Origin of the sequence: Flavimobilis marinus (genome assembly GCF_900113055.1) — a bacterium.
Classification (GTDB): Bacteria; Actinomycetota; Actinomycetes; order Actinomycetales; family Cellulomonadaceae; genus Flavimobilis; species Flavimobilis marinus.
In genome coordinates this window covers 141,235-162,337 of sequence record NZ_FONZ01000005.1, presented here as the reverse complement: position 1 = coordinate 162,337, position 21,103 = coordinate 141,235, and the positions used below count along the sequence as shown (strand labels likewise).

18 protein-coding genes are annotated in these 21,103 nt (G+C 73.0%); 11 read left to right on the top strand and 7 right to left on the bottom strand.

What is annotated here, in order from left to right; all coding sequences use genetic code 11:
* Window positions 1-529 precede the first annotated feature (529 nt).
* Entirely contained in the window at window positions 530-2,299 is a 1,770-nt protein-coding gene (locus tag BMZ30_RS12895; protein ID WP_268248149.1) for an alpha-glucosidase, read from the bottom strand.
* A gap of 214 nt (window positions 2,300-2,513) precedes the next feature.
* Between BMZ30_RS12895 and BMZ30_RS12890 the strand changes: the two genes are divergently transcribed.
* Window positions 2,514-3,143, top strand: a complete 630-nt coding sequence (locus tag BMZ30_RS12890) for a hypothetical protein (RefSeq protein ID WP_093379587.1) — start codon at window positions 2,514-2,516, stop codon at window positions 3,141-3,143.
* 33 nt (window positions 3,144-3,176) lie between these two features.
* Here BMZ30_RS12890 and BMZ30_RS12885 read toward each other — a convergent pair whose 3' ends face one another.
* The 4 genes from BMZ30_RS12885 to hisC all read right to left on the bottom strand — a co-directional run bounded on the left by BMZ30_RS12885 (window position 3,177) and on the right by hisC (window position 8,006).
* The gene (locus tag BMZ30_RS12885; RefSeq protein ID WP_093379585.1) at window positions 3,177-4,592 is read right to left on the bottom strand and encodes a dihydrolipoamide acetyltransferase family protein; all 1,416 of its coding nucleotides are present in this window, start codon (window positions 4,590-4,592) and stop codon (window positions 3,177-3,179) included.
* A gap of 11 nt (window positions 4,593-4,603) precedes the next feature.
* On the bottom strand, window positions 4,604-5,629 hold the full coding sequence (locus BMZ30_RS12880) for an alpha-ketoacid dehydrogenase subunit beta (RefSeq protein ID WP_093379644.1): 1,026 nt from the start codon (window positions 5,627-5,629) through the stop codon (window positions 4,604-4,606).
* A gap of 2 nt (window positions 5,630-5,631) precedes the next feature.
* Window positions 5,632-6,762, bottom strand: coding sequence for a pyruvate dehydrogenase (acetyl-transferring) E1 component subunit alpha (gene pdhA / locus BMZ30_RS12875; RefSeq protein ID WP_093379582.1), 1,131 nt, complete (start codon window positions 6,760-6,762; stop codon window positions 5,632-5,634).
* Window positions 6,763-6,911: 149 nt separating this feature from the next.
* On the bottom strand, window positions 6,912-8,006 hold the full coding sequence (hisC, locus tag BMZ30_RS12870) for a histidinol-phosphate transaminase (RefSeq protein ID WP_229828422.1): 1,095 nt from the start codon (window positions 8,004-8,006) through the stop codon (window positions 6,912-6,914).
* 76 nt (window positions 8,007-8,082) lie between these two features.
* Between hisC and BMZ30_RS12865 the strand changes: the two genes are divergently transcribed.
* Window positions 8,083-8,454 (top strand): phage holin family protein, encoded by a 372-nt coding sequence (locus BMZ30_RS12865; RefSeq protein WP_093379578.1) that lies wholly within the window; start codon window positions 8,083-8,085, stop codon window positions 8,452-8,454.
* A gap of 45 nt (window positions 8,455-8,499) precedes the next feature.
* Window positions 8,500-9,954, top strand: coding sequence for an adenylosuccinate lyase (purB, locus tag BMZ30_RS12860; RefSeq protein WP_093379576.1), 1,455 nt, complete (start codon window positions 8,500-8,502; stop codon window positions 9,952-9,954).
* A 71-nt stretch (window positions 9,955-10,025) separates the two neighbouring features.
* On the opposite strand, the gene BMZ30_RS12855 is transcribed toward purB, so the two are convergent.
* The gene (locus BMZ30_RS12855; RefSeq protein WP_093379573.1) at window positions 10,026-11,291 is read right to left on the bottom strand and encodes a glutamyl-tRNA reductase; all 1,266 of its coding nucleotides are present in this window, start codon (window positions 11,289-11,291) and stop codon (window positions 10,026-10,028) included.
* A gap of 47 nt (window positions 11,292-11,338) precedes the next feature.
* On the opposite strand from BMZ30_RS12855, the gene hemE reads away from it, so the two are divergent.
* The 8 genes from hemE to hemL all read left to right on the top strand — a co-directional run bounded on the left by hemE (window position 11,339) and on the right by hemL (window position 19,980).
* The gene (hemE, locus tag BMZ30_RS12850; RefSeq protein WP_093379571.1) at window positions 11,339-12,451 is read left to right on the top strand and encodes a uroporphyrinogen decarboxylase; all 1,113 of its coding nucleotides are present in this window, start codon (window positions 11,339-11,341) and stop codon (window positions 12,449-12,451) included.
* A complete protein-coding gene (locus tag BMZ30_RS12845) occupies window positions 12,448-13,938 on the top strand; it encodes a protoporphyrinogen/coproporphyrinogen oxidase (protein ID WP_093379568.1) in 1,491 nt (496 codons plus the stop codon). Before hemE ends, BMZ30_RS12845 begins: the two co-directional genes overlap by 4 nt.
* A gap of 105 nt (window positions 13,939-14,043) precedes the next feature.
* A complete protein-coding gene (gene hemQ, locus BMZ30_RS12840; RefSeq protein WP_093379566.1) occupies window positions 14,044-14,769 on the top strand; it encodes a hydrogen peroxide-dependent heme synthase in 726 nt (241 codons plus the stop codon).
* A gap of 38 nt (window positions 14,770-14,807) precedes the next feature.
* A complete protein-coding gene (locus BMZ30_RS12835) occupies window positions 14,808-15,941 on the top strand; it encodes a ferrochelatase (RefSeq protein WP_229828482.1) in 1,134 nt (377 codons plus the stop codon).
* The gene (gene hemC, locus BMZ30_RS12830) at window positions 15,938-16,873 is read left to right on the top strand and encodes a hydroxymethylbilane synthase (protein WP_093379641.1); all 936 of its coding nucleotides are present in this window, start codon (window positions 15,938-15,940) and stop codon (window positions 16,871-16,873) included. The genes BMZ30_RS12835 and hemC overlap by 4 nt, the downstream gene beginning before the upstream one ends.
* 4 nt (window positions 16,874-16,877) lie before the next feature.
* Complete coding sequence (locus tag BMZ30_RS12825) at window positions 16,878-17,690, top strand: uroporphyrinogen-III synthase (RefSeq protein WP_093379561.1); 813 nt, start codon at window positions 16,878-16,880, stop codon at window positions 17,688-17,690.
* A complete protein-coding gene (gene hemB, locus BMZ30_RS12820; RefSeq protein WP_093379558.1) occupies window positions 17,687-18,661 on the top strand; it encodes a porphobilinogen synthase in 975 nt (324 codons plus the stop codon). The genes BMZ30_RS12825 and hemB overlap by 4 nt, the downstream gene beginning before the upstream one ends.
* On the top strand, window positions 18,658-19,980 hold the full coding sequence (gene hemL / locus BMZ30_RS12815) for a glutamate-1-semialdehyde 2,1-aminomutase (protein ID WP_093379556.1): 1,323 nt from the start codon (window positions 18,658-18,660) through the stop codon (window positions 19,978-19,980). The genes hemB and hemL overlap by 4 nt, the downstream gene beginning before the upstream one ends.
* Before the next feature lie 115 nt (window positions 19,981-20,095).
* Here the strand turns inward: hemL and BMZ30_RS12810 are convergent, their stop codons facing one another.
* Window positions 20,096-21,025 carry a glycine betaine ABC transporter substrate-binding protein gene (locus BMZ30_RS12810; RefSeq protein ID WP_093379553.1) on the bottom strand — a complete coding sequence of 310 codons (930 nt, stop codon included), beginning with the start codon at window positions 21,023-21,025 and terminating at the stop codon, window positions 20,096-20,098.
* Window positions 21,026-21,103: the final 78 nt, after the last annotated feature.

The following is a 21,103-nucleotide window of genomic DNA, read 5'->3' as shown; positions in this document are numbered from 1 at the left end:
CCCACATAAAAACTGGCTACAAAAACAAAAACTTGCGTTTTCGTTCAATCAACCAAAGGAATCCTCAAGACCACCGAGCCAGCCACCATGTAGCAGCAGACACCAGCAGTCCACGAGGGATATTTGGCATTGACTATCAAGCACACTGTTGAGTTCTCAAGGAACAGACGCTCCCCGATCCACCCTCGCGGGCCGTTCGGAGGCAACCGTTCAAACTTACCCGACCGAACCCATCCTGTCCAACCCCACGCTTCAAGAGCGCAGAGTCGGGAAACGGATCCCGGTCGCCCACACACGTCAGGAGGGCGGAGTTCGCCCTCGAGAGGTTGTGGGGGTTGTCTTCCGCCGGGACCAGCCACGGCCTGCCTTGCGGCGGCCTCGTGTCTGTTCCTCCCTGGCGGGCTGACTTCGAGAACATTACGGGGCTCCTGGCGCAAGGGTCAAGTCGGCCTCGGGTGACCCCGGTCACCCCGTGGCAACCCGCCATTCACCGGCGCTGAGCAGCGGTAAGACGACTTGTTCGGTGCTGTCACGTTCCGTCGACCAGCCGCACCGTTGCTTCCCAGGGAGCCAGCTCGACACCCGCGTCGGTGATCGCCGCGGGGTTGGCCACGTTGGTGTTCAGCACCGCCGCCTGCGCCCAGTCCGCAGGCCCCGCCAGGGCCTGCGCCGGCACGGTCGCCGAAGCCGACGAGAGGTTCGCCAGCACGAGCATCCGCACCCCTCCCAGGGTGCGCTCGTACGCGAAGACCTGCTCGTCGTCGGGAAGCAGCATGCGCAGCGAGCCGTCGACCACGACCGCGTGCTCGCGCCGCAGCCGGATCAGTCGCTGGTAGTGGCTGCGCACCGAGTCCGGGTCCCCGACCTGGGCGGCGGCATTGATCTCGCGGTAGTTCGGGGTCACCGGGATCCACGGTTCCCCGGTCGTGAAGCCCGCCTGGGGACCGTCAGTCCACTGCACCGGCGTGCGCGAGTTGTCGCGCCCCGCGTACCGCAGGGCCTCGAGCACCTGCGCCGGATCCTGTCCCCGGACGCCGACGGCCTCGCGGTAGTGGTTGAGGGACTCGACGTCCCGGAAGTCGTCGAGGTCCCGGAAGACTGTGTTCGTCATGCCGAGCTCCTCGCCCTGGTAGACGTATGGCGTCCCGCGCATCAGGTGCAGGACCGTCGCCAGCGCCTTGGCAGAGGCGACCCGGTGCACGCCGTCGTCCCCGAACCGGGACACCGCGCGCGGCCGGTCGTGGTTCGACCAGTACAGGCTGTTCCACCCGACGCTCGCGAGGCCCTCCTGCCAGCGTCCGAGGGACGCCTTCAGCTCGGACAGCGCGATGGGACGCGGGTCGAACTTGCCCCCCGGGCCCTCGTCGACCTCCATGTGCTCGAACTGGAAGATCATGTTGACCTCGCGTCGCTCCGCGTCCGTGTAGCGCCGCGCCTGCTCCACCGTCGCGCCAGGCATCTCGCCCACCGTGAGGAACCGCGACGGATCGTCCCCGAACACCTCGCGGTTCATCTCCTGCAGGAACTCGTGGATGCGCGGACCCGACCCGAAGTGCGGGAACCCGTTGCCGTACAGCGCGCCCGGGGGCACCTCCCCGTCGGGCAGGCCCTCCGCCTTGGAGATGAAGTTGATGACGTCCATGCGGAAGCCGTCGACCCCGCGGTCGAGCCACCAGCGCATCATCGCGTAGACCGCCTGCCGAACCTCCGGGTTCTCCCAGTTGAGGTCGGGCTGCTTGCGGGTGAACAGGTGCAGGTAGTACTCGCCGGTCCGCTCGTCGTACTGCCACGCCGGCCCGGAGAAGATCGAGCCCCAGTTGTTCGGCTCGGCGCCGGGCTCGCCACCGGCCATGCCGGGACGGGGCGGCCGCCAGATGTACCAGTCGCGGCGCGCAGCATCCCGGGAGGAAGCCGACTCCACGAACCACGGGTGCTCGTCGGACGTGTGGTTCACCACCAGGTCCATGACGAGCCGCATGCCGCGCTCGTGCAGCCCGGCGATCAGCGCGTCGAGGTCCTCGAGCGTCCCGAACATCGGGTCGACGTCCTGGTAGTCGCTGATGTCGTAGCCGTTGTCGTCCTGCGGCGACCGGTAGACCGGTGACAGCCACACGACGCCGACCCCCAGGTCCTGCAGGTAGTCGAGCCTGGAGATGATCCCCGGGATGTCGCCGACGCCGTCGCCGTCGGAGTCGGCGAAGCTGCGCGGGTAGACCTGGTAGACCACGGTCGACCTCCACCACGCCTGCTCGGCCGCCGCCTCGGCGTCGGAGGTCGGGGTCTCGCCCAGCAGCAGCACGCTCTCGTCGGCGGTCGTCACAGCAGTCTCCGTCTCGTCGGGGAACGTCGTCCACCTTTCCACAGCGTCCCGAGCCGCGCCCAGCCCGCAGCCCGGGCGCTCGGCGAGCCCGGGACCTTGGGGGGTGTACGGCCGACGAGCCGCAGGCTATCGTCGGGTCGCCGACCACGGAGGTCGGCCCCGGCACCCGGTGCCGTGACCGAAGGGGCACCTCATGCCCATCCTTGAGATCGTCGGCTGGATCGGCTCAGCGATCCTCGTCTGGTCGCTGCTGCAGACCCGCATCCTGCGTCTGCGCCTGATCAACCTCGTCGGCTGCCTCATCCTCATCGCGTACAACTCGATCTCCGGCGTGTGGCCGATGACCGGCCTCAACGTGGTGCTCGCCGCCATCAACATCTACTACCTGCGCAAGCTCATGGGCGAGCGCCACTCGACCGCGTCCTACGACGTCGTCGAGGTCCGTCCGGACGACGCCTACCTGCAGCACCTGCTCGGCCAGCACGCGGCGGACATCGCTACGTTCAACCCTGCCGCCGCGGGCCGCCCCGTCACCGAGGCCCGCGAGGCGTACCTCATCGTGCACGGCGACGAGACGGTGGGCTACGTGCTCGCCCACGACGCCGGCGACGGCGAGGTGCAGGTCGACCTCGACTACGTCGTCGAGCGCTACCGCGACTTCACGCCCGGCGAGTTCGTCTTCCGCAGCTCGCAGCTGTTCGCCGCCAAGGGGTACCGGCGCATCGTCACCGCGCCGGGGAGCGCGTCAGCACCCGGCGCGTACTACGAGAAGATCGGCTTCTCCCGCGAGGGCGACCGCTTCGCCCTCGCCATCACGGCCTGACCTGCCCGACGGCGCGCCGTCGAGCGTCCCCGCTCAGGCCCAGACGAGGGCCTGAGCGGGGTCGTGCAGCACCGCGGCGACGTCGGCCAGGAGCCGCGACGCGAGGCCGCCGTCCACCAGGCGGTGGTCGACGCTCAGCGCGAGCTGGGTGACCATCCGCTTCTTGATCTTGCCCTTGTGCACCCACGGCTGCTCACGGATGGCGCCGAACGCGAGGATCGCCGCCTCGCCCGGGTTGAGGATCGGCGTGCCCGTGTCGATCCCGAACACCCCGACGTTGGTGATCGTGATCGTGCCGTCGCTCATGTCCGCCGGCGTCGTCTTGCCGGCGCGCGCCGCGGCCGTGAGGTCGGCGAGCCCGCGGGCCAGCTCGGTCAGCGACATCCGGTGCGCGTCCTTGATGTTCGGCACGACCAGGCCGCGGGGCGTCGCCGCAGCGATGCCCAGGTTCACGTAGTGCTTGTAGACGATCTCGCGGGCCTCGTCGTCCCAGCTCGCGTTGACCTCCGGGTGCCGGTTGAGGGCGATGAGCAGCGCCTTCGCGGTGACCAGGAGCGGCGTGACGCGGACGTCGGCGAACTCGCGGTCGGCCCGCAGCCGTTCGACCAGCCGCATGGTGCGGGTGACGTCGACCGTCTGGAACACCGTCACGTGGGGCGCGGTGAAGGCGCTCGCGACCATCGCCTCCGCGGTGCGCTTGCGCACGCTCTTCACCGGGACGCGGGTCTGCCGTCCGTCCGCGCTGACCGTGCCGGACGCGAGCCAGGGTGCGTCGTCGCCCGGATAGGTGGCGAGCGTCTGGCCCTCGGCCTGGCGCGCGAACGCGAGCACGTCCTCGCGGGTGATGATCTCCCCCGGTCCGGTGGGCGCCACGCTGCCGAGGTCCACGCCGAGGTCCTTGGCCAGCTTGCGCACGGGCGGCTTGGCGTAGACGGAGCCGTGCGCGGCACGGGCGGGCGACGGCGCAGGTTGCGCGGGCGCCGGCGCAGCAGGCGGGGGCGTCGCCGCTGCTGGCGTCGCTGCAGCCTGGTCGTTCGGCGTCGTCCCCGGTGCGGTCGACCCCGCGCCAGCGCGGCGGGCACGACGCGCGCTCGGCGCCGCCACCCCGTACCCGACCAGGACGTTGCCGCTGCCGGCCGCCGCCTCGGGCGTCGCGGCCTCGGCCGGAGCCCCGCCGTCCGACGTCGCGGCGGGCGGGCCGCCCGGGTCGACGTCGACGACGATGATCGGGGTGCCGACGTCGACGGTCGTGCCCTCGGCGACGAGCACCTGGCTGACGACCCCGGTCCACGGGCTCGGGAGCTCCACGAGGGACTTCGCCGTCTCGATCTCGACGATCGTCTGGTTCACCGACACGGCGTCCCCCACCGCGACGTGCCACTGCACGATCTCGGCCTCGGTGAGGCCCTCACCGGCGTCGGGCAGGAGGAAAGTCTCGAACACTGGCATCGCGCTGCTCCTCAGAACCCGAAGGCGCGGTCGACGGCGTCGAGCACGCGGTCCAGCCCGGGCAGGTAGTCGTGCTCGATCTTGGACACCGGGTACGGCGTGTGGAAACCACCGACACGCAGGACGGGCGCCTCGAGGGAGTAGAAGCACTCCTCGGTCACGCGCGCGGCGACCTCGGCGCCGGCGCCGAAGTAGGTCGGGGCCTCGTGCACGACGACGCAGCGTCCCGTCCGGCGCACCGACTCCACGACCGTGGCCGTGTCGAGGGGCGAGATGCTGCGCAGGTCGATGACCTCGATGCTGCGGCCCTCCTCGGCCGCGGACTGCGCGACCGCGAGCGCCGTGTGCACGGTCGGCCCGTACGCGACGAGCGTGAGGTCGGTCCCCGGGCGCACGACGACGGCGCGGTCCAGCGTGCCCTGCGCCGCGCCGGGGCGGTGGTCGAGGTCGACCTCGGCCTTGTCCCAGTAGCGGCCCTTGGGCTCGAAGAACAGGACGGGGTCGGGGCTCGCGATCGCGTCCTGGATCATCCAGTAGGCGTCGGCCGGGTTCGCGCACGTCACGACGCGCAGGCCCGGCGTGTGGGCGAACAGTGCCTCGGGGCTCTCGCTGTGGTGCTCGATCGCACCGATGCCGCCGCCGTAGGGGATGCGGATGACGACCGGGAGCGTGAGCTTCCCGCGGGAGCGGTAGTGCATCTTGGCGAGCTGCGTCGTGATCTGGTCGAACGCCGGGAACACGAATCCGTCGAACTGGATCTCGCACACGGGCCGGTAGCCGCGCAGCGCGAGGCCGATCGCCGTGCCGACGATGCCCGACTCCGCGAGCGGGGTGTCGACCACACGCTGCTCGCCGAACTCCGCCTGCAGGCCGTCGGTCACCCGGAACACGCCGCCGAGCGGCCCGATGTCCTCACCCATGAGGAGGGTCTTGTCGTCGTCGGCGAGCGCCTGGCGCAGGCCGAGGTTGATGGCCTTGGCCAGCGTGAGGGTGCGGGTACCGGTCGCCTGCGCGGTCGGGGGGTGCGTCGTCGTCATCGTCACCGTGCCTCCTCGAAGTTCTGCTCGTAGTCGGCGAACCACGCCCGGTCCGCCTCGACGACCGCGTTGTCGGTCGCGTACACGTGCTCGAACATCGACGCCGCGGCCGGGGCCGGCATCGCGCGGCACGCGGTGCGCACGTGCTCGCCGAGGGCGTCCGCCTCGTCGGCGAGGTCGCGCGCCCAGGTCTCGTCCCAGCCGTCCTCGGCCTTCAGCAGCGCCTCGATGCGGGTAAGCGGGTCGCGGTCGCGCCAGTACTGCTCCTCGGCGCGGCTGCGGTACCGGGTCGGGTCGTCCGACGTCGTGTGCGCGCCCATGCGGTACGTGTACGCCTCGACCAGGGTGGGGCCGCCGCCGGACCGGGCGCGCTCGAGCGCCTCCTGCGCGACCGCCCACGACGCGAGGACGTCGTTGCCGTCCACGCGGACGCCCGGCACGCCGAACCCCTCGCCGCGGCGGGCGACGGGCACCCGGAACTGGCGGGAGTTCGGCTCGGAGATCGCCCACTGGTTGTTCTGGCAGAACAGCACGAGCGGGGCCTGGTTGACGGCCGCGAAGACGAGCGCCTCGTTCACGTCGCCCTGGGAGGTGGCGCCGTCGCCGAAGTACGTCACGACCGCGGTGTCCCGGGCGGGGTCCCCCGTGCCGACGAGGCCGTCGCGCTGGACGCCCATCGCGTATCCGGTCGCGTGCAGCGTGTGCGAGCCGATCACCAGGGTGTAGAGGTGGAAGTTGTGCTCGGCCGGGTCCCAGCCGCCGTGGTCCACCCCGCGGAACAGTTGGAGGATCTGCGCAAGGTCCATGCCGCGGGTGTGCGCGACGCCGTGCTCCCGGTAGGAGGGGAACACCACGTCCTGGGGCGCCAGTGCCCGGCCGGAGCCGACCTGGGCCGCCTCCTGGCCGAGGCACTGCGGCCACAGGCCGAGCTCGCCCTGCCGCTGCAGGGAGGTCGCCTCGGTGTCGAACCGGCGCACGAGCGTCATGTCCCGGTAGAACGCGCGGATCTCCTGGGTCCCCAGCGCTGCCGCGCGAGCCCGGTAGGGCTCAGAGGCGGCGTCGTGGGTGCGCTCGCCTGCTGGGGTCACCAGCTGGACGAGCTCGACGTTCGTGGCGTCGTGGTTCGCGGTCAAGGCACTCCCCGGGTGGACGGGCGGAGGCTACGGTTCCGTAACCTACGCAAGCGTAGGGAACGGAACGCCGCCGCGACCATCTCCGGAAGCGCCCGAAAGGCGATCGTGCGGTTGTGGGGATCCCACAACCGCACGTCTGACCGAGGTGGTCAGGCGTCGGCGTCGAGCCAGCGGGCTGCAACGCCCAGGAGCAGGTCCGTCGCCTCGGGCTCGCCCACGGTGACCCGCAGGCCCTCGCCCGCGAACGGGCGGACGATCACTCCGGCGTCGGCTGCCTGGGTGGCGCACGCCCCCGTGCGTGCACCCAGGTCGAACCACACGAAGTTGGCCTGCGTCGCGGGCACGCGCCAGCCCTGAGCAGTCAACGCCTCGACGAGCCTCGTCCGCTCCGCCACGATCGCCTCGACCTGTCGGTCGAGCTCGTCCTTGGCCTGCAGGGAGGCGAGCGCGGCCCGCTGCGCGACGTGCGAGACCCCGAACGGCGTCGACGTGCCGCGGATCCCCGAGGCCAGCCGCTTGCGGGCCACGGCGTAGCCCACCCGGAGCCCCGCGAGCCCGTACGCCTTGGAGAAGGTGCGCAGCAGCACGAGGTTCGGGTGCTCGCGGAACAGCGCCAGGCCGTCCGCCACGTCGGGGTCCCGGACGAACTCCAGGTACGCCTCGTCCAGCACGACGAGGACGTCGCTCGGCACCGCGGCCAGCAGCCGCTCCATCGCGGCGTGGGTCACGACCGGGCCGGTCGGGTTGTTGGGCGAGCACACCAGCACGACCTTCGTGCGGTCGGTGACCGCCGCGGCCATCGCGTCGAGATCGAGCTCGCCCGTGCTGGCCCCCGACTCGTCGCGCCGCAGCGGGACCTGCACCGAGACCCCGCCCGCGACGGCCACCGCGATCGGGTACGCCTCGAACGACCGCCACGCGTAGACGACCTCGTCGCCCGGGTTCACCACGGCCTGCAGGATGTGCGAGAGCACCGCCACCGAGCCGTTGCCCGCGACGACGTGACCCGGCTCGAGCCCGAGGGTGTCCTCCAGCGCGCTCGTCAGCTCGGTCGCGAACATGTCGGGGTACCGGTTCGCCTCCTGGGCGGCGTCGATGATCGCCGCCAGCACCGACGGCAGCACCGGGTAGGGGTTCTCGTTCGACGACAGCTTGAACGCTGCCGCGCCGGCGCCGGGGCGGGCCCCGGGGACGTACGGCGGAAGGGCATCGACCTGGGGGCGCAAGGGCACTCGTTCGCTCACGCCCCCAGCATCGCACCCCAGGGGGCGCCGCTCGCCGCCGTCCCAGGGGCGTGGGGGCCTGTGCCAGGATCGGGGCATGGGTTTTCTCGCTCGGACTCTCGTGACCGCGCTCGGGCTCTGGGTCGCCACCTCCCTCGTGGGCGGCGTCGATGTCGTCGGCGCTGAGACGCCCGGTGGGACCGCCGTCGTGCTCGGTGTGGTCGCGCTCGTGCTCGGGCTCGTCAACGCCGTCGTGCGTCCCGTCGTGGCGTTTCTCGCCTTCCCGCTGTACATCCTCACGCTCGGGCTGTTCTTCCTCGTCGTCAACGCGCTCATGCTGATCCTGACCGCGTGGCTCACTGAGCTGCTGCCGTGGGGGCTAGCCGTCGACGGGTTCTGGTCGGCGTTCTTCGCGGCCGTCGTCGTGTCGGTCGTGACGCTCGTCGGCAACCTCGTCGTGCCCGACTAGCGGCGTCGTCGGCGGCGCTGAGAAACGGCGTGGAACAATGCGGGCATGCCGCTGACGAGCTCCTCGCCTGCCCCTGACCGTGTCTGCCTGGCCGAGGCCACGCCGCCGATCGCCCTCGGCCCGCTCGACGGCCGCTACCGCGCCGCGGTCGCCCCGCTGGTAGACCACCTCTCCGAGGCCGCGCTCAACCGCGAGCGCCTGCACGTCGAGGTCGAGTGGCTCATCCACCTGACCTCCCAGCAGGTGGTGCCCGGCGCCCCGACGCTCACCGACAACGAGCAGGGCTACCTGCGCGCCGTCGTCTCCGACTTCAGCGCGGCCGGGATCGCCGAGCTCGCGGAGATCGAGCGCCAGACGGTGCACGACGTCAAGGCCGTCGAGTACTTCCTCAAGCGTCGCCTCGCCGCCGCTCCCGGCATCCTGGGCCAGGACACGAACCTGCCCGCCGTGAGCGAGCTCGTGCACTTCGCCTGCACGAGCGAGGACATCAACAACCTCGCCTACTCGCTCATGGTGCGCGGCGCCGTCGAGCGCGTGTGGCTGCCCGCGGCGTACGAGCTCCTCGACCAGCTCGTCGCGATGGCGCGCGAGCACGCCGACGTCCCGATGCTCGCTCGCACCCACGGCCAGCCCGCGACACCGACCACGCTCGGCAAGGAGCTCGCGGTCCTCGCGCACCGCCTGCGCCGCCAGCTCACCCGGATCGAGCGCGCGGAGTTCCTCGGCAAGCTCAACGGCGCGACCGGCACCTACGGTGCGCACGTCGCGGCCGTCCCGGGCGCCGACTGGCCCGAGGTCTCGCGCACGTTCGTCGAGCACCTCGGCCTCACCTGGAACCCGCTGACGACGCAGATCGAGAGCCACGACTGGCAGGCCGAGCTCTACAGCGACGTCGCGCGGTTCAACCGGATCCTGCACAACCTGGCCACCGACATGTGGACGTACATCTCGCTCGGGGTGTTCACGCAGATCCCGGTCGCCGGCGCCACCGGGTCATCGACAATGCCGCACAAGGTCAACCCGATCCGGTTCGAGAACGCCGAGGCCAACCTCGAGATCTCGAGCGCCCTGCTGGACACGCTCGCCTCGACGCTCGTCACGAGCCGCCTGCAGCGCGACCTCACCGACTCGACCACGCAGCGCAACATCGGCCCCGCGTTCGGGCACTCGCTGCTCGCGATCGACAACGTCGGCCGCGGCCTCACGGCCCTCGCGGTGGACCGTCGCATGCTGGACGCCGACCTCGACGCCAACTGGGAGGTCCTCGGCGAGGCCATCCAGTCCGCGATGCGCGCCGCCGGCGTCGCGGGCGTGCCCGGCATGGAGAACCCGTACGAGCGACTCAAGGACCTCACACGCGGCCAGCGCCTCACGGGCGAGCAGATGCGGGAGTTCGTGGGCGGCCTCGGCCTGCCCGACGACGTCACGGAGCGCCTGGCGGCCATGACGCCGGCGAGCTACGTGGGCCTGGCGGCGTCGCTCGTGGACGACTACCTGTAGCCACCCCGAGTTGTCATGCGCGGGTCGGGCTCTAGCCCGATCCACGCATGACAACTCCGGGGAGGTCCGGATCAGGCGATCGAGCCGACTTGGGCGCGCACGGCGGCCTTGGCCGCCTGGATCTCCGCGTGCAGGCGCGCCCGGACCTCCTGGCGCAGCGTCTTCTCGGCGCGCGCGCGGGCCGGGGCGTCCAGGCGCTGGCCCCCGAGCGCAGCGACGCCCGCGACGACCTCGGCGTGGGCGAGCTCCTCGAGCGCGCGGATCTCGTCGACCACCGCGAGGTCGACGGTGCGGGCGGCGAGCCGCTCGGAGAACTCCTCGACGGCGTCGGCCACGACCTCGCGGGCGCGTTCGACGGGCTCGGTGCCGACCTGCGGGGCGTTCGCCCGGATGGTCGCGAGGTCCAGGAGCAGGACGCCCTCGACGTCGGCGACGTCCGCCTCGACGTCGCGCTGCAGGGCGAGGTCCAGGAGGACGAGCGGGCGGGCGGGGGCGTCGGGCTCGTGCGCCCGGTCCTCGGCGAGCACCGTGGCGCGCTCGCGGGCCGACGCGACGGCGGCAGCGTCGAGCACCGTCCCGATGCGGCCCGAGCAGGACACGACGACGTCGGCGTCCGCGAGCGCCTCGACGAGACCGTCGACGGGGATCGAGTCGACCCCGCGCGCGGCCGCGAAGGCCTCGGCGCGGCCCGAGCGCGAGTAGACGCGGACGTCGTCGCAGCCACGGGCCCGCAGGGCCGCGAGCGACGCCCCCGCGTACGACCCGGTGCCGATGAGGATGACGCGAGCCTGGCGCCACGGCGGCGCGGCGGCAGCCACCAGGTCCAGCCCGACGTTGACGATCGAGCGTCCGGCCGAGCCCAGCCCCGTAGCCGCCTCGACCCGCCGCGAGACGCGGGAGGCGAACTGGAACGCCTGCTCGAGCGTCGTGGACGTCATGCCGGCCGCGTGCGCGGCCGTGAGCGCACGGCGCACCTGGCCGGCGATCTCGCGCTCGCCGACCACCATCGAGTCGAGCCCGGAGGCGACCTCGAACAGGTGGCGCGTGGCGTCGTCGGCGGACCGCAGGCGCAGGGCGTCGCGCGCGGCGCCCGGGTCGATGTCGCCCGACGACGCGACCGCGTCCGTCAGGGCCGCGGCGATCTCGTCCGGCTGCGCGCCGTCGGGGGTCTCCACGTAGACCTCGAGCCTGTTGCACGTCGCGAGGACGACCGCACCGGTGACCGTGGGGCACGCCGCGACCAGGTCACGGCCCACGGAGGTCGCCCCCGCGCTCAGGCGCTCGAGGACGTCCAGGTCGAGGTCACGGTGCGAAGCACTGAAGGAAAGGAGATTCACGGCCCCTCGATTTAAGCATCGGGCGCATTCCGGAGCACAATCGACGGGTGAACATCACATCCGGCCACCCTTTATCTGACGGGACGACAGAAAACTCGCGGATCGTGCGCGCGTTCCGCGGCGACCGTCCCGACGTCACGCCCGTCTGGTTCATGCGTCAGGCCGGTCGCTCGCTGCCCGAGTACCGCGAGCTGCGCGCCGGCACGGGCATGATCGAGTCCTGCCTGCGCCCCGACCTCGCGAGCGAGATCACGCTTCAGCCCGTGCGCCGCCACGGCGTCGACGCGGGCATCTTCTTCTCCGACATCGTCGTGCCCCTGCGCCTCGCGGGCGTGGACGTCGACATCGCCCCCGGCGTCGGCCCCGTCCTCGGGTCGCCCGTGCGCACCGCCGACGACGTCGCCCGCCTGGGCGACCTCCAGCTCACGGACGCGGCGCTCGCCCCCGTCGCCGAGGCCGTCGCGCTCACCGTCGCCGGCCTCGCCGAGCTCCCCGGCGCGAGCGGCGAGGGCGACACCCCGCTGATCGGCTTCGCGGGCGCACCCTTCACGCTCGCCGCCTACATGGTCGAGGGTCGCCCCTCGCGCGACCACCTCGCCGCACGCGCCATGATGCACGGCCAGCCCGAGGTCTGGGACGCCCTGCTGCGCTGGTGCGCGAACGTCACCGGCCACTTCCTCACGGCCCAGGTGCGCGCCGGCGCGAGCGCCGCCCAGCTGTTCGACTCCTGGGCCGGGTCGCTGTCGCTCGCCGACTACGAGCGCCACGTGGCCCCGTACTCGACCCTCGCGCTGCGCGAGGTCCGCAGCCTCGACGTCGGCGGACGCCCCGTGCCGGTCATCCACTTCGGCACCTCGACCGGCCACCTGCTGACGGCCATGCGCGACGTCGGGGCGGACGTCGTGGGCGTCGACCACCGCACGCCGCTGTCCGAGGCCAGCACCATGCTCGGCGACGCCGTCCCCCTCCAGGGGAACATCGACCCGGCGATGCTCTTCACCCCCGAGGACGTGCTGCACGCGCACGCTCGCGAGGTCCTCGCCCAAGGTCGTCAGGCGCCTGCGCACGTGGTCAACCTCGGGCACGGCGTGCCCCCGGACACCGACCCCGCGGTCCTGACCCGCCTCGTCCAGGTCGTGCACGAGACGGCGCTGCCGTGAGTCGCCGGGCACCGCGCGTCGTCGTCGTCGGCGGCGGTGTCGCGGGGCTCGTGATCGCGCGCGACCTCGCCCGCGCGGGTCTGAACGTCGAGGTCCTCGAGGGTTCGCGGCACCTGGGCGGCGTGGTCGGCCCCCTGACCGTGCAGCGCGACCCCACCGCGCAGGCCGCTGGCCGCGGACGCTTCCGCACGGTCACCGTCGACGCAGGCGCGGAGTCGTTCGCCACGCGCAGCGTCGCGGTGGCCGATCTCCTCGAGGAGCTGCACCTGACCTCGCGCGTCGTGCCGCCCTCGCCGGTGGGCGCCTGGGTCGCCCACGACGCCGGCGCGGCACCGCTGCCCCGATCCGGCGTGCTCGGCATCCCGACGGACCTCGAGGAGATCGAGCGCGTCGCGGGCCGAGCAGCGGTGCGCCGCGCACGGCTCGACCGCTACCTCCCGCGTCGCATCGGTACGGGCCGCGCCGGCACGAGCGTGAGCCTCGGCCACCTCGTGCGGGCCCGGCTGGGACAGGAGGTGCTCGACCGCCTCGTCGCGCCCGTCGCCGGCGGCGTGCACTCGACCGACCCCATGCTGCTCGACGTCGACGCGGTGGCGCCGGGACTGCGCCGCGCCGTGGCCGAGCACGGCTCGCTCATGGCGGCCGCTGCCGCACTGCGGGCCGCCGCACCAGCCGGGGCCGCCGTCGCCGGGATCCGCGGCGGGATGCACAACCTCGTCACCGCCCTGGCTGACGAGGTCGTCGGCCACGGCGGCGTGATCCGCCCCGGGGCGCGCGTCGACGCGATCGAGCGCGTGGCGGGGACGCGGCGCTCGCCGTGGCGGCTGACTCTCGCCGACGGCGCCACGCTCGGCGCCGCGCACGTCGTCGTCGCGACCGACCTCCCCGCCGCCGGCGCACTCCTCACCCCGCTGCTCCCCGGGGTCACCATCCCGCAGCCGTCCGGGGGCGCCGGGGTCAGTCTCGTGACGCTCGTGCTGGAGCACCCCGATCTCAACGACGCCCCACGCGGGACGGGCGTGCTCGTCGCCCCCGGCGCCGGGCCCGCGTTGGGGATCCGCGCCAAGGCGCTGACGCACGCGAGCGCCAAGTGGGACTGGGTCCGTGACGCGCTGCCCCGGGACCACCACGTGGTCCGGTTGTCGTTCGGGCGGCTCGGTGAGGCAGACGCGCCCACCGCGTCGAACGATGCGCTCATCAGCACGGCGATCCACGACGTCGGCGTGCTCCTGGGCGTGCCGGTCGCACCCGAGCAGGTCGTCGGGTCCGCCGTCGTGCGGTTCCCGGCGGGCCTGCCCTACGCGGGCGTCGGCCACGCGGACCGCGTGCGCGCCGTGCGCGCGGCGGCGCACGAGCAGCCCGGCCTCCACGTGGCCGGCGCCTGGATCGCAGGCACCGGTCTCGCGGCCGTGGTCGCCGACGCCCGGGCGGTCGCGACCGCGCTCGCCGAGCAGCTCAAGAATGGCACCGGCCACCTCGCGGATTAGCCGACATATGGCCCCTGCGAGGGTTTGCAGACATGTCGTCATTTCCCGGTGTGACATTTCTCCGTCGATTTCCGTTCGCCTCCCCACGGGCGCAGACTGAGGGCCATGACCTCCTCCGACGTGTACGGCGGCGCGTCCGCCACCGAGACCGGACCCGAACCGGTCGCCTACACCCTCTGGGCCGTCCTTCGCCGTGACCCCGCGGCCGCCCCGACCGGGACCGACGCCGCGACGCTGGCCGCCGAGCTCGAGACCGCCGCCGCCGCCCTGCCCGGCGACGTCACGGTGCGAGGCTTCTACGACGTGTCGGGCCTGCGTGCGGACGCCGACGCCATGGTGTGGCTGCACGGCGCCGAGGCCGCCGACGTCCAGGCCGCCCTGCGCACCCTGCGCCGCACCGGGCTGCTGGCACCGCTGCTGCCGACGTGGAACGCGATGGGGGTGCACCGCCCTGCGGAGTTCACCGCCCGGCACCTTCCGGCCTACATGCGCGACGTGCCGCCCGCGCGCTGGCTGACCATCTACCCGTTCGTGCGCTCCTACGAGTGGTACTTGCTGCCCGAGGAGGAGCGCCGCACGATGCTGCGGGACCACGGGATGATGGGCCGCGACTACCCACAGGTGCTCGCCAACACGGTCTCGGCGTTCGCGCTGGGCGACTACGAGTGGCTCCTGGGCCTCGAGGCCGACGAGCTCACCGACCTGGTCGACCTTATGCGCCACCTGCGCTACACCGAGGCCCGCCGCCACGTCCGCGAGGAGATCCCCTTCTACACGGGGCGCCGCGTCGACGTCGCCGAGCTCACCCAGATCCTGGTCGGCACAGCGTGAGCACGCTCGAGGACTACTTCGCCTCCGTCGCCGGGGCGTTGCCCGCACGCGTCGGCACGGAGCCGACGCCGTACGACGCCGTGCTCCTGCTCGGCTTCGGCGGACCCGAGGGTCAGGACGACGTCCTGCCCTACCTGCGCAACGTCACCGGGGGCCGGGGTATCCCCGACGAGCGCCTCGAGGAGGTCGCGGTGCACTACCGCGCCTACGGCGGCGTGAGCCCGATCAACGACCAGAACCGCCAGCTGCGCGCGGCCCTCGAGACCGAGCTCGCCGCCCGCGGCTGGGACCTGCCCGTCGTCTGGGGCAACCGCAACTGGGCCCCCTACCTCGCCGACACCCTGCGCGAGGCCCACGCCGCGGGCCACCGGCGCATCCTCACCCTCGTCACGAGCGCGTACTCCTCCTACTCCGGCTGCCGGCAGTACCGCGAGGACCTCGCCCGGGCGCTCGACGAGACCGGGCTGACCGGCGAGCTGCAGATCGACAAGATCCGCCAGTACTTCGACCACCCCGGGTTCGTCGGCCCGTTCGTCGACGGCGTGCAGGGCGCCACCGGTCGCCTCCGCGAGCAGGTCGCCCAGGCGACCGGCGCGCAGGCCTCGCCCGACGACGTCCGGGTCCTGTTCTCGACGCACTCGATCCCCACCCGCGCGGCTGGCGCCACCGGCCCGCAGGAGGGCGTGCCGTGGCGCGACGGCGGCGCGTACGAGGCCCAGCACCTCGCGGTCGCGGAGCTCGTCATGGACGCCGCAGGCCTGGCCGGGACGCCCTGGGAGCTCGTCTACCAGTCCCGCTCCGGCGCGCCGACGACGCCGTGGCTCGAGCCCGACATCAACGACCGCATCACCGAGCTCGCCGGCGAGGGCGTGCGCGGCGTCGTGATCGTGCCGCTCGGGTTCGTCTCCGACCACATGGAGGTCCTCTGGGACCTCGACAACGAGGCCATGACGACGGCGACGTCCCTGGGGCTCGTCGCGGAGCGCGTGCCCACCCCCGGCGTCGACCCGCAGTTCGTCACCGGTCTGGCCGACCTCGTGGGCGAGCGGCTCGAGGGCGCCACGCGGCGCTCCGACACGCGCCTGGGCCCCTGGTTCGACGTCTGCCCCGCGGGGTGCTGCCTGAACCCGGCGGGCGCGGTGAAGCCGACGGTCGCGGGGGCCGACTCGTGACGACCGTCCGCATCGGCACCCGCGCCTCCGCCCTCGCGACCACCCAGACGGGTCACGTGGCCGACGCGCTCACAGCCGCGGGCGGCGCCCAGATCGAGACCGTGCACGTGCGCACCGACGGGGACCGCCTGCGCGGCTCGCTCACCCAGCTGGGCGGCACGGGCGTGTTCGTGACCGCGCTGCGCGACGCGCTCCTCGAGGGACGCTGCGACGTCGCTGTGCACTCGCTCAAGGACCTGCCCACCGGCGCCGCCCCCGGGCTCGTCACCGCCGCCGTGCCCGAGCGCGTCGACCCGCGCGACGCCCTCTGCGCGCGCGACGACCACACCCTCGAGACCCTCCCGCAGGGCTCGCGCGTCGGCACGGGCTCCCCGCGTCGCAAGGCGCAGCTGCTCGCGGTCCGCCCAGACCTCGACGTCGTGGACATCCGGGGCAACGTCGGCACCCGGCTCGCGCGCATCACCGCGGACCTCGACGCCGTCGTCCTCGCGGCCGCCGGCCTCGCCCGCCTCGACATGCTCGACGCCGCCACGGACCTGCTCGATCCGGCCGTCATGCTGCCCGCGGCGGGCCAGGGCGCCCTGGCCGTCGAGTGCCGCGCCGACGAGCAGCACGTCATCCCCGGGCTGACCGCCCTCGACCACCTGCCGACGCGGGTCGCCGTGGCGGCCGAGCGCGCACTGCTCGAGCACCTGGAGGCAGGCTGCGCTGCCCCGGTGGGCGCGCTCGGGCTCGTCGACGGCGCGGTGCTGCGCTTGGACGTGGTGGTCGCCGCCCTCGACGGGTCGAGGGTGCTGCGCGACCACCGCGAGGTTGCGCTCGGCCCGGACCCCGTAGCCCAGGCGGTCGCGCTCGGCCGCGACGCAGCCGCGGACCTGCTCGCCCAGGGGGCCGCTGCGCTTGCACCGGTCGGGCCCGCCGGGCGAGAGTGAAGCAATGACTGCCCGCCCCCGAGTTCTGGTGCCGCGTGACGGGACGGCTGGCGCCCGGTGGTCCGACGCCCTCGTCGAGGCCGGCCTCGATCCCGTGCTCGCGCCGCTGATCACCTTCGGACCACCCAAGGACCGCGAGCCGGTCCGGCACGCCCTGCGCCTCCTGCGCGACGGCGTGTTCGACTGGCTGCTCCTGACCAGCGAGCGCACCGTGGACGCGCTCGAGGTCGCCCTCGAGGTCAACGCCACGCCCGCCGGCATGCGACCGCGGCCCCGCGTGACGCTCGCCGAGGCCGCCCGGGGCTCACGCGTCGCCGCCGTCGGACCCTCGACCGCCCGCCGCGCCGAGCAGGCAGGCCTCACCGTCCAGCACGTGCCCACGACGGAGCACTCCGCCCGCGGCATGGTCACGGACCTCGGCCCCCTGGGCCCGGCCACCGCGTTCCTCCCGCACTCCGCGCTGGCACGCCCCGAGCTCGAGCACGGTCTGACCGCCCAGGGATGGGACGTCACCGCGGTCGACGCGTACCAGACCCTCACCGCGGACTCGCTCGGCGCCGAGGCCCACGACGTCGACGCTGTCGTGCTGACGTCATCGAGCGTGGCGACCACGTGGGCGCGCCTGCGCACGAGCGCGGGGCCCGACCCCGTCGTCGTCTGCCTCGGCCCGCGCACCGCCGAGACCGCGCAGTCGCTCGGGATCCGCGTCGCCGACGTCGCGCCCGATCCCAGCGTCCCCGCCACCGTGGCGACCCTGCTCGCCGCCCTCGCGGGCGCCACGAGCCGCCGCACGCCCGAGCCCGGAAGGCCGTCATGACCACGCCGTACTACCGCCCCCGCCGCCTGCGCACCTCGCCGGCGATGCGGTCGCTGACCGCCGAGACGCGGCTGCACGCCCGCGAGCTCGTGCTGCCGATGTTCGTCCGCGAAGGTCTCAGCGAAGCGCGGGAGATCCCGTCGATGCCCGGCGTGCTGCAGCACACCCGGGACTCGCTGCGCCGGGCGGCCGCCGCTGCGGCCGAGGCCGGTCTGGGCGGCGTCATGCTGTTCGGCGTCCCCGCGACGCGCGATGCCGTCGGCTCCGGCGCGACCGACCCCGACGGCATCCTGAACCTCGGGATCGCCGACGTCGTCAGCGAGGTCGGGGACGCGCTCGTCGTCATGACCGACGTCTGCCTCGACGAGTTCACCGACCACGGGCACTGCGGCCTCGTGCGCGCGGACGGCAGCGTGGACAACGACGCGACGCTCGCCCGCTACGTCGAGATGGCCCTCGTGCACGCGGAGGTCGGCGGCCACATGCTGGGCCTGTCCGGGATGATGGACGGCCAGGTCGGCGCCGTGCGGGAGGCTCTCGACGCGGCCGGGCACACCGACACCGCGATCCTCGCCTACGCCGCCAAGTACGCCTCCGCCTTCTACGGGCCGTTCCGCGACGCCGTCGAGTCCACGCTCACGGGCGACCGCAAGACGTACCAGATGGAGCCGGGCAACCGCCGCGAGGCGGCCCGCGAGGTCGCGCTCGACGTCGAGGAGGGCGCGGACGTGATCATGGTCAAGCCCGCCGGGCCATACCTGGACGTGCTCGCGGACGTCGCGGCGGCGTCGGACCTGCCCGTCGCCGCCTACCAGGTGTCCGGCGAGTACGCGATGATCGAGGCCGCCGCCGCGCAGGGCTGGATCGAGCGCGAGCGCGCGATCCTCGAGTCCCTGGTCGGCATCAAGCGCGCCGGGGCGGACATGATCTTGACCTACTGGGCCCAGGAAGTGGCGGGGATGCTCCGATGACCACCAACGAGGACGCCTTCGCGCGGGCCCAGTCCGTGCTGCCCGGCGGGGTGAGCTCACCCGTACGCGCCTACGGCTCGGTCGGCGGCACGCCACGGTTCGTGACCTCCGCCCGCGGTGCCACGATCACCGACGGCGCCGGTCGCACGTACGTCGACCTGGTCGCCTCGTGGGGCCCCGCGCTCCTGGGGCACGCGCACCCCGCGGTCGTCGCCGCGGTCCAGGAGGCCGCCGCGCGCGGGCTGTCGTTCGGCGCGCCGACCCTGGCCGAGGCCGAGCTCGCCGAGCAGGTGATCGCGCGCGTGCCCGCCGTCGAGAAGCTGCGCCTGGTCTCGACCGGGACCGAGGCAACCATGACCGCGGTGCGCCTCGCGCGCGGCGTGACGGGCCGTCCCCTGCTCATCAAGTTCGCCGGCTGCTACCACGGGCACCTCGACGCGCTCCTGGCGCAGGCCGGCTCGGGCGTCGCGACCCTCGCACTGCCCGGTTCCGCCGGCGTGACCGAGGCGTCCGCGGGCGAGACCCTCGTGCTGCCCTACAACGACCTCGCAGCCGTGGAGGCCGCCTTCGCCGAGCACGGCCCGCGCATCGCCGCCGTCATCACCGAGGCGGCTCCGGCGAACATGGGCGTCGTCGAGCCGGACGCTGGCTTCAACGCGGGCCTGCGGCGCATCACCGCGGCGCACGGCGCGCTGCTGATCCTCGACGAGGTGCTCACCGGCTTCCGCGTCAGCCGCGCCGGCTGGTGGGGCCTGGAGGGTCAGCCCGAGGGCTGGGCCCCCGACCTCTTCACGTTCGGCAAGGTCATCGGCGGCGGGATGCCCGTGGCCGGCGTGGGCGGGCCTGCCGCCGTGATGGACCACCTCGCGCCGCTGGGGCCGGTGTACCAGGCGGGCACGCTGTCCGGGAACCCGGTGGCCGTCGCCGCCGGCCTGGCTACCCTGCGGGCCGCCGACGACGCGGTGTACGCGCACGTGGACCGTGCCGCCGGGATCGTGTCGGAGGCCGTGAGCGCCGCGCTGACCGCCGAGGGTGTGGCGCACACGGTCCAGCGCGCGGGCTCGCTGTTCTCCTTCGCGTTCGGGGACGGGCTCGTGCGCGCTGGCGGTCCGCGGAGCTACGCCGACGTGCTCGCCCAGGAGTCCTGGCGCTATCCGCCGTTCTTCCACGCGATGCTCGACGCCGGGGTGGCGCTCCCGCCGTCGGTGTTCGAGGCCTGGTTCCTCACGGCGGCGCACGACGACGCGGCGCTCGACCAGATCGTCGGCGCCCTCCCGGCCGCAACCCGCGCAGCGGCAGCGGCGACGCCGGCCGTCTGACCCGGTCCCGATCCGAGTCCCGTTCCCGGGACACGGGAATGGGCGGTATCTGTTGCTGAGAGCAACAGATACCGCCCATTCTTCGTCGGGGCCGCGGGGCCGCGGGGCCCTGGGGTCAGCTGAGGCCGGCGGCCGTCTTCAGGTCGTCGACGAACGTGGGGTTCGCCTCGAGCCACTGACGGACGGACTCGTCCGGGTTCTCGCCCTGGTTCTCGTTGAACATGATGTTCTCGAGCGAGAACAGCTGCTCGTCGTTCAGCGTGAACGCCTTGATCATCGCGGCCACGTCCGGGTGGTCGGCAGAGAAGCCGTCACGGCCGACCGTGTGGATCTCCTCGGCGCCGCCCATGACGCCCTCGGGGTCCTCGAGGTCGCGGATCGGGTACTCGTCGTAGGCCCAGTGCGGACGCCACAGCGTGACGGCGACGTTCTCGCCCGCCTCGGTCTGGCTCTTGAGCTCGGCGAGCATCGCCGGGGTCGAGGAGATGACGAACTCCATGTCCTCGAGCCCGTACGTCGGGATGGCCTCGTCCTGCGTGATGCGGGTCAGGCCCGCACCGGACTCGATGCCGACGATCCGGTTGCCGAACGCGTCCGCATTCTCAGCCAGCTCCGCGAGGGACGAGATCGGAGCGTTTTCGTTCACAGCGATCGTGAGCTTGGCGTCGTCGTACCAGACGCCCAGCTGCTCGAGGTCGTCCTCGTACTTCTTCAGGTAGTCCGCGTGCGTGATCGGCAGCCACATGTCGAAGTTGACGTCGTAGTCGCCGCCGGCGAGGCCCGTGTAGACGATGCCCGCGTCTGCGGTCTCCGCCTGGACCTCGTAACCGTCGTCCTCGAGCATGACCTTGAACAGGTGGGAGACGGCGATGCCCTCGTCCCAGCCGCTGTGGACACCGATCGTGATGTTCTTGTCCGCCGCGGTCGGGCTCGACGAGCCCGCAGGCGTTGTCTCGTCCTCGGAGGAGCAGGCGGCGAGCGTCAGGCCGAGGCCGAGCGCGGAGACCGCTGCGAGGGAACGTCGTGCCGTGCGTGAGAAGGTCATGCTTTCCTTTCGCGGACGCCCGGGCGGGCGTCCAGGGTTGTGCTGGTGACGTGCTGGTTCAGGGGGCCCGGCAGCGGG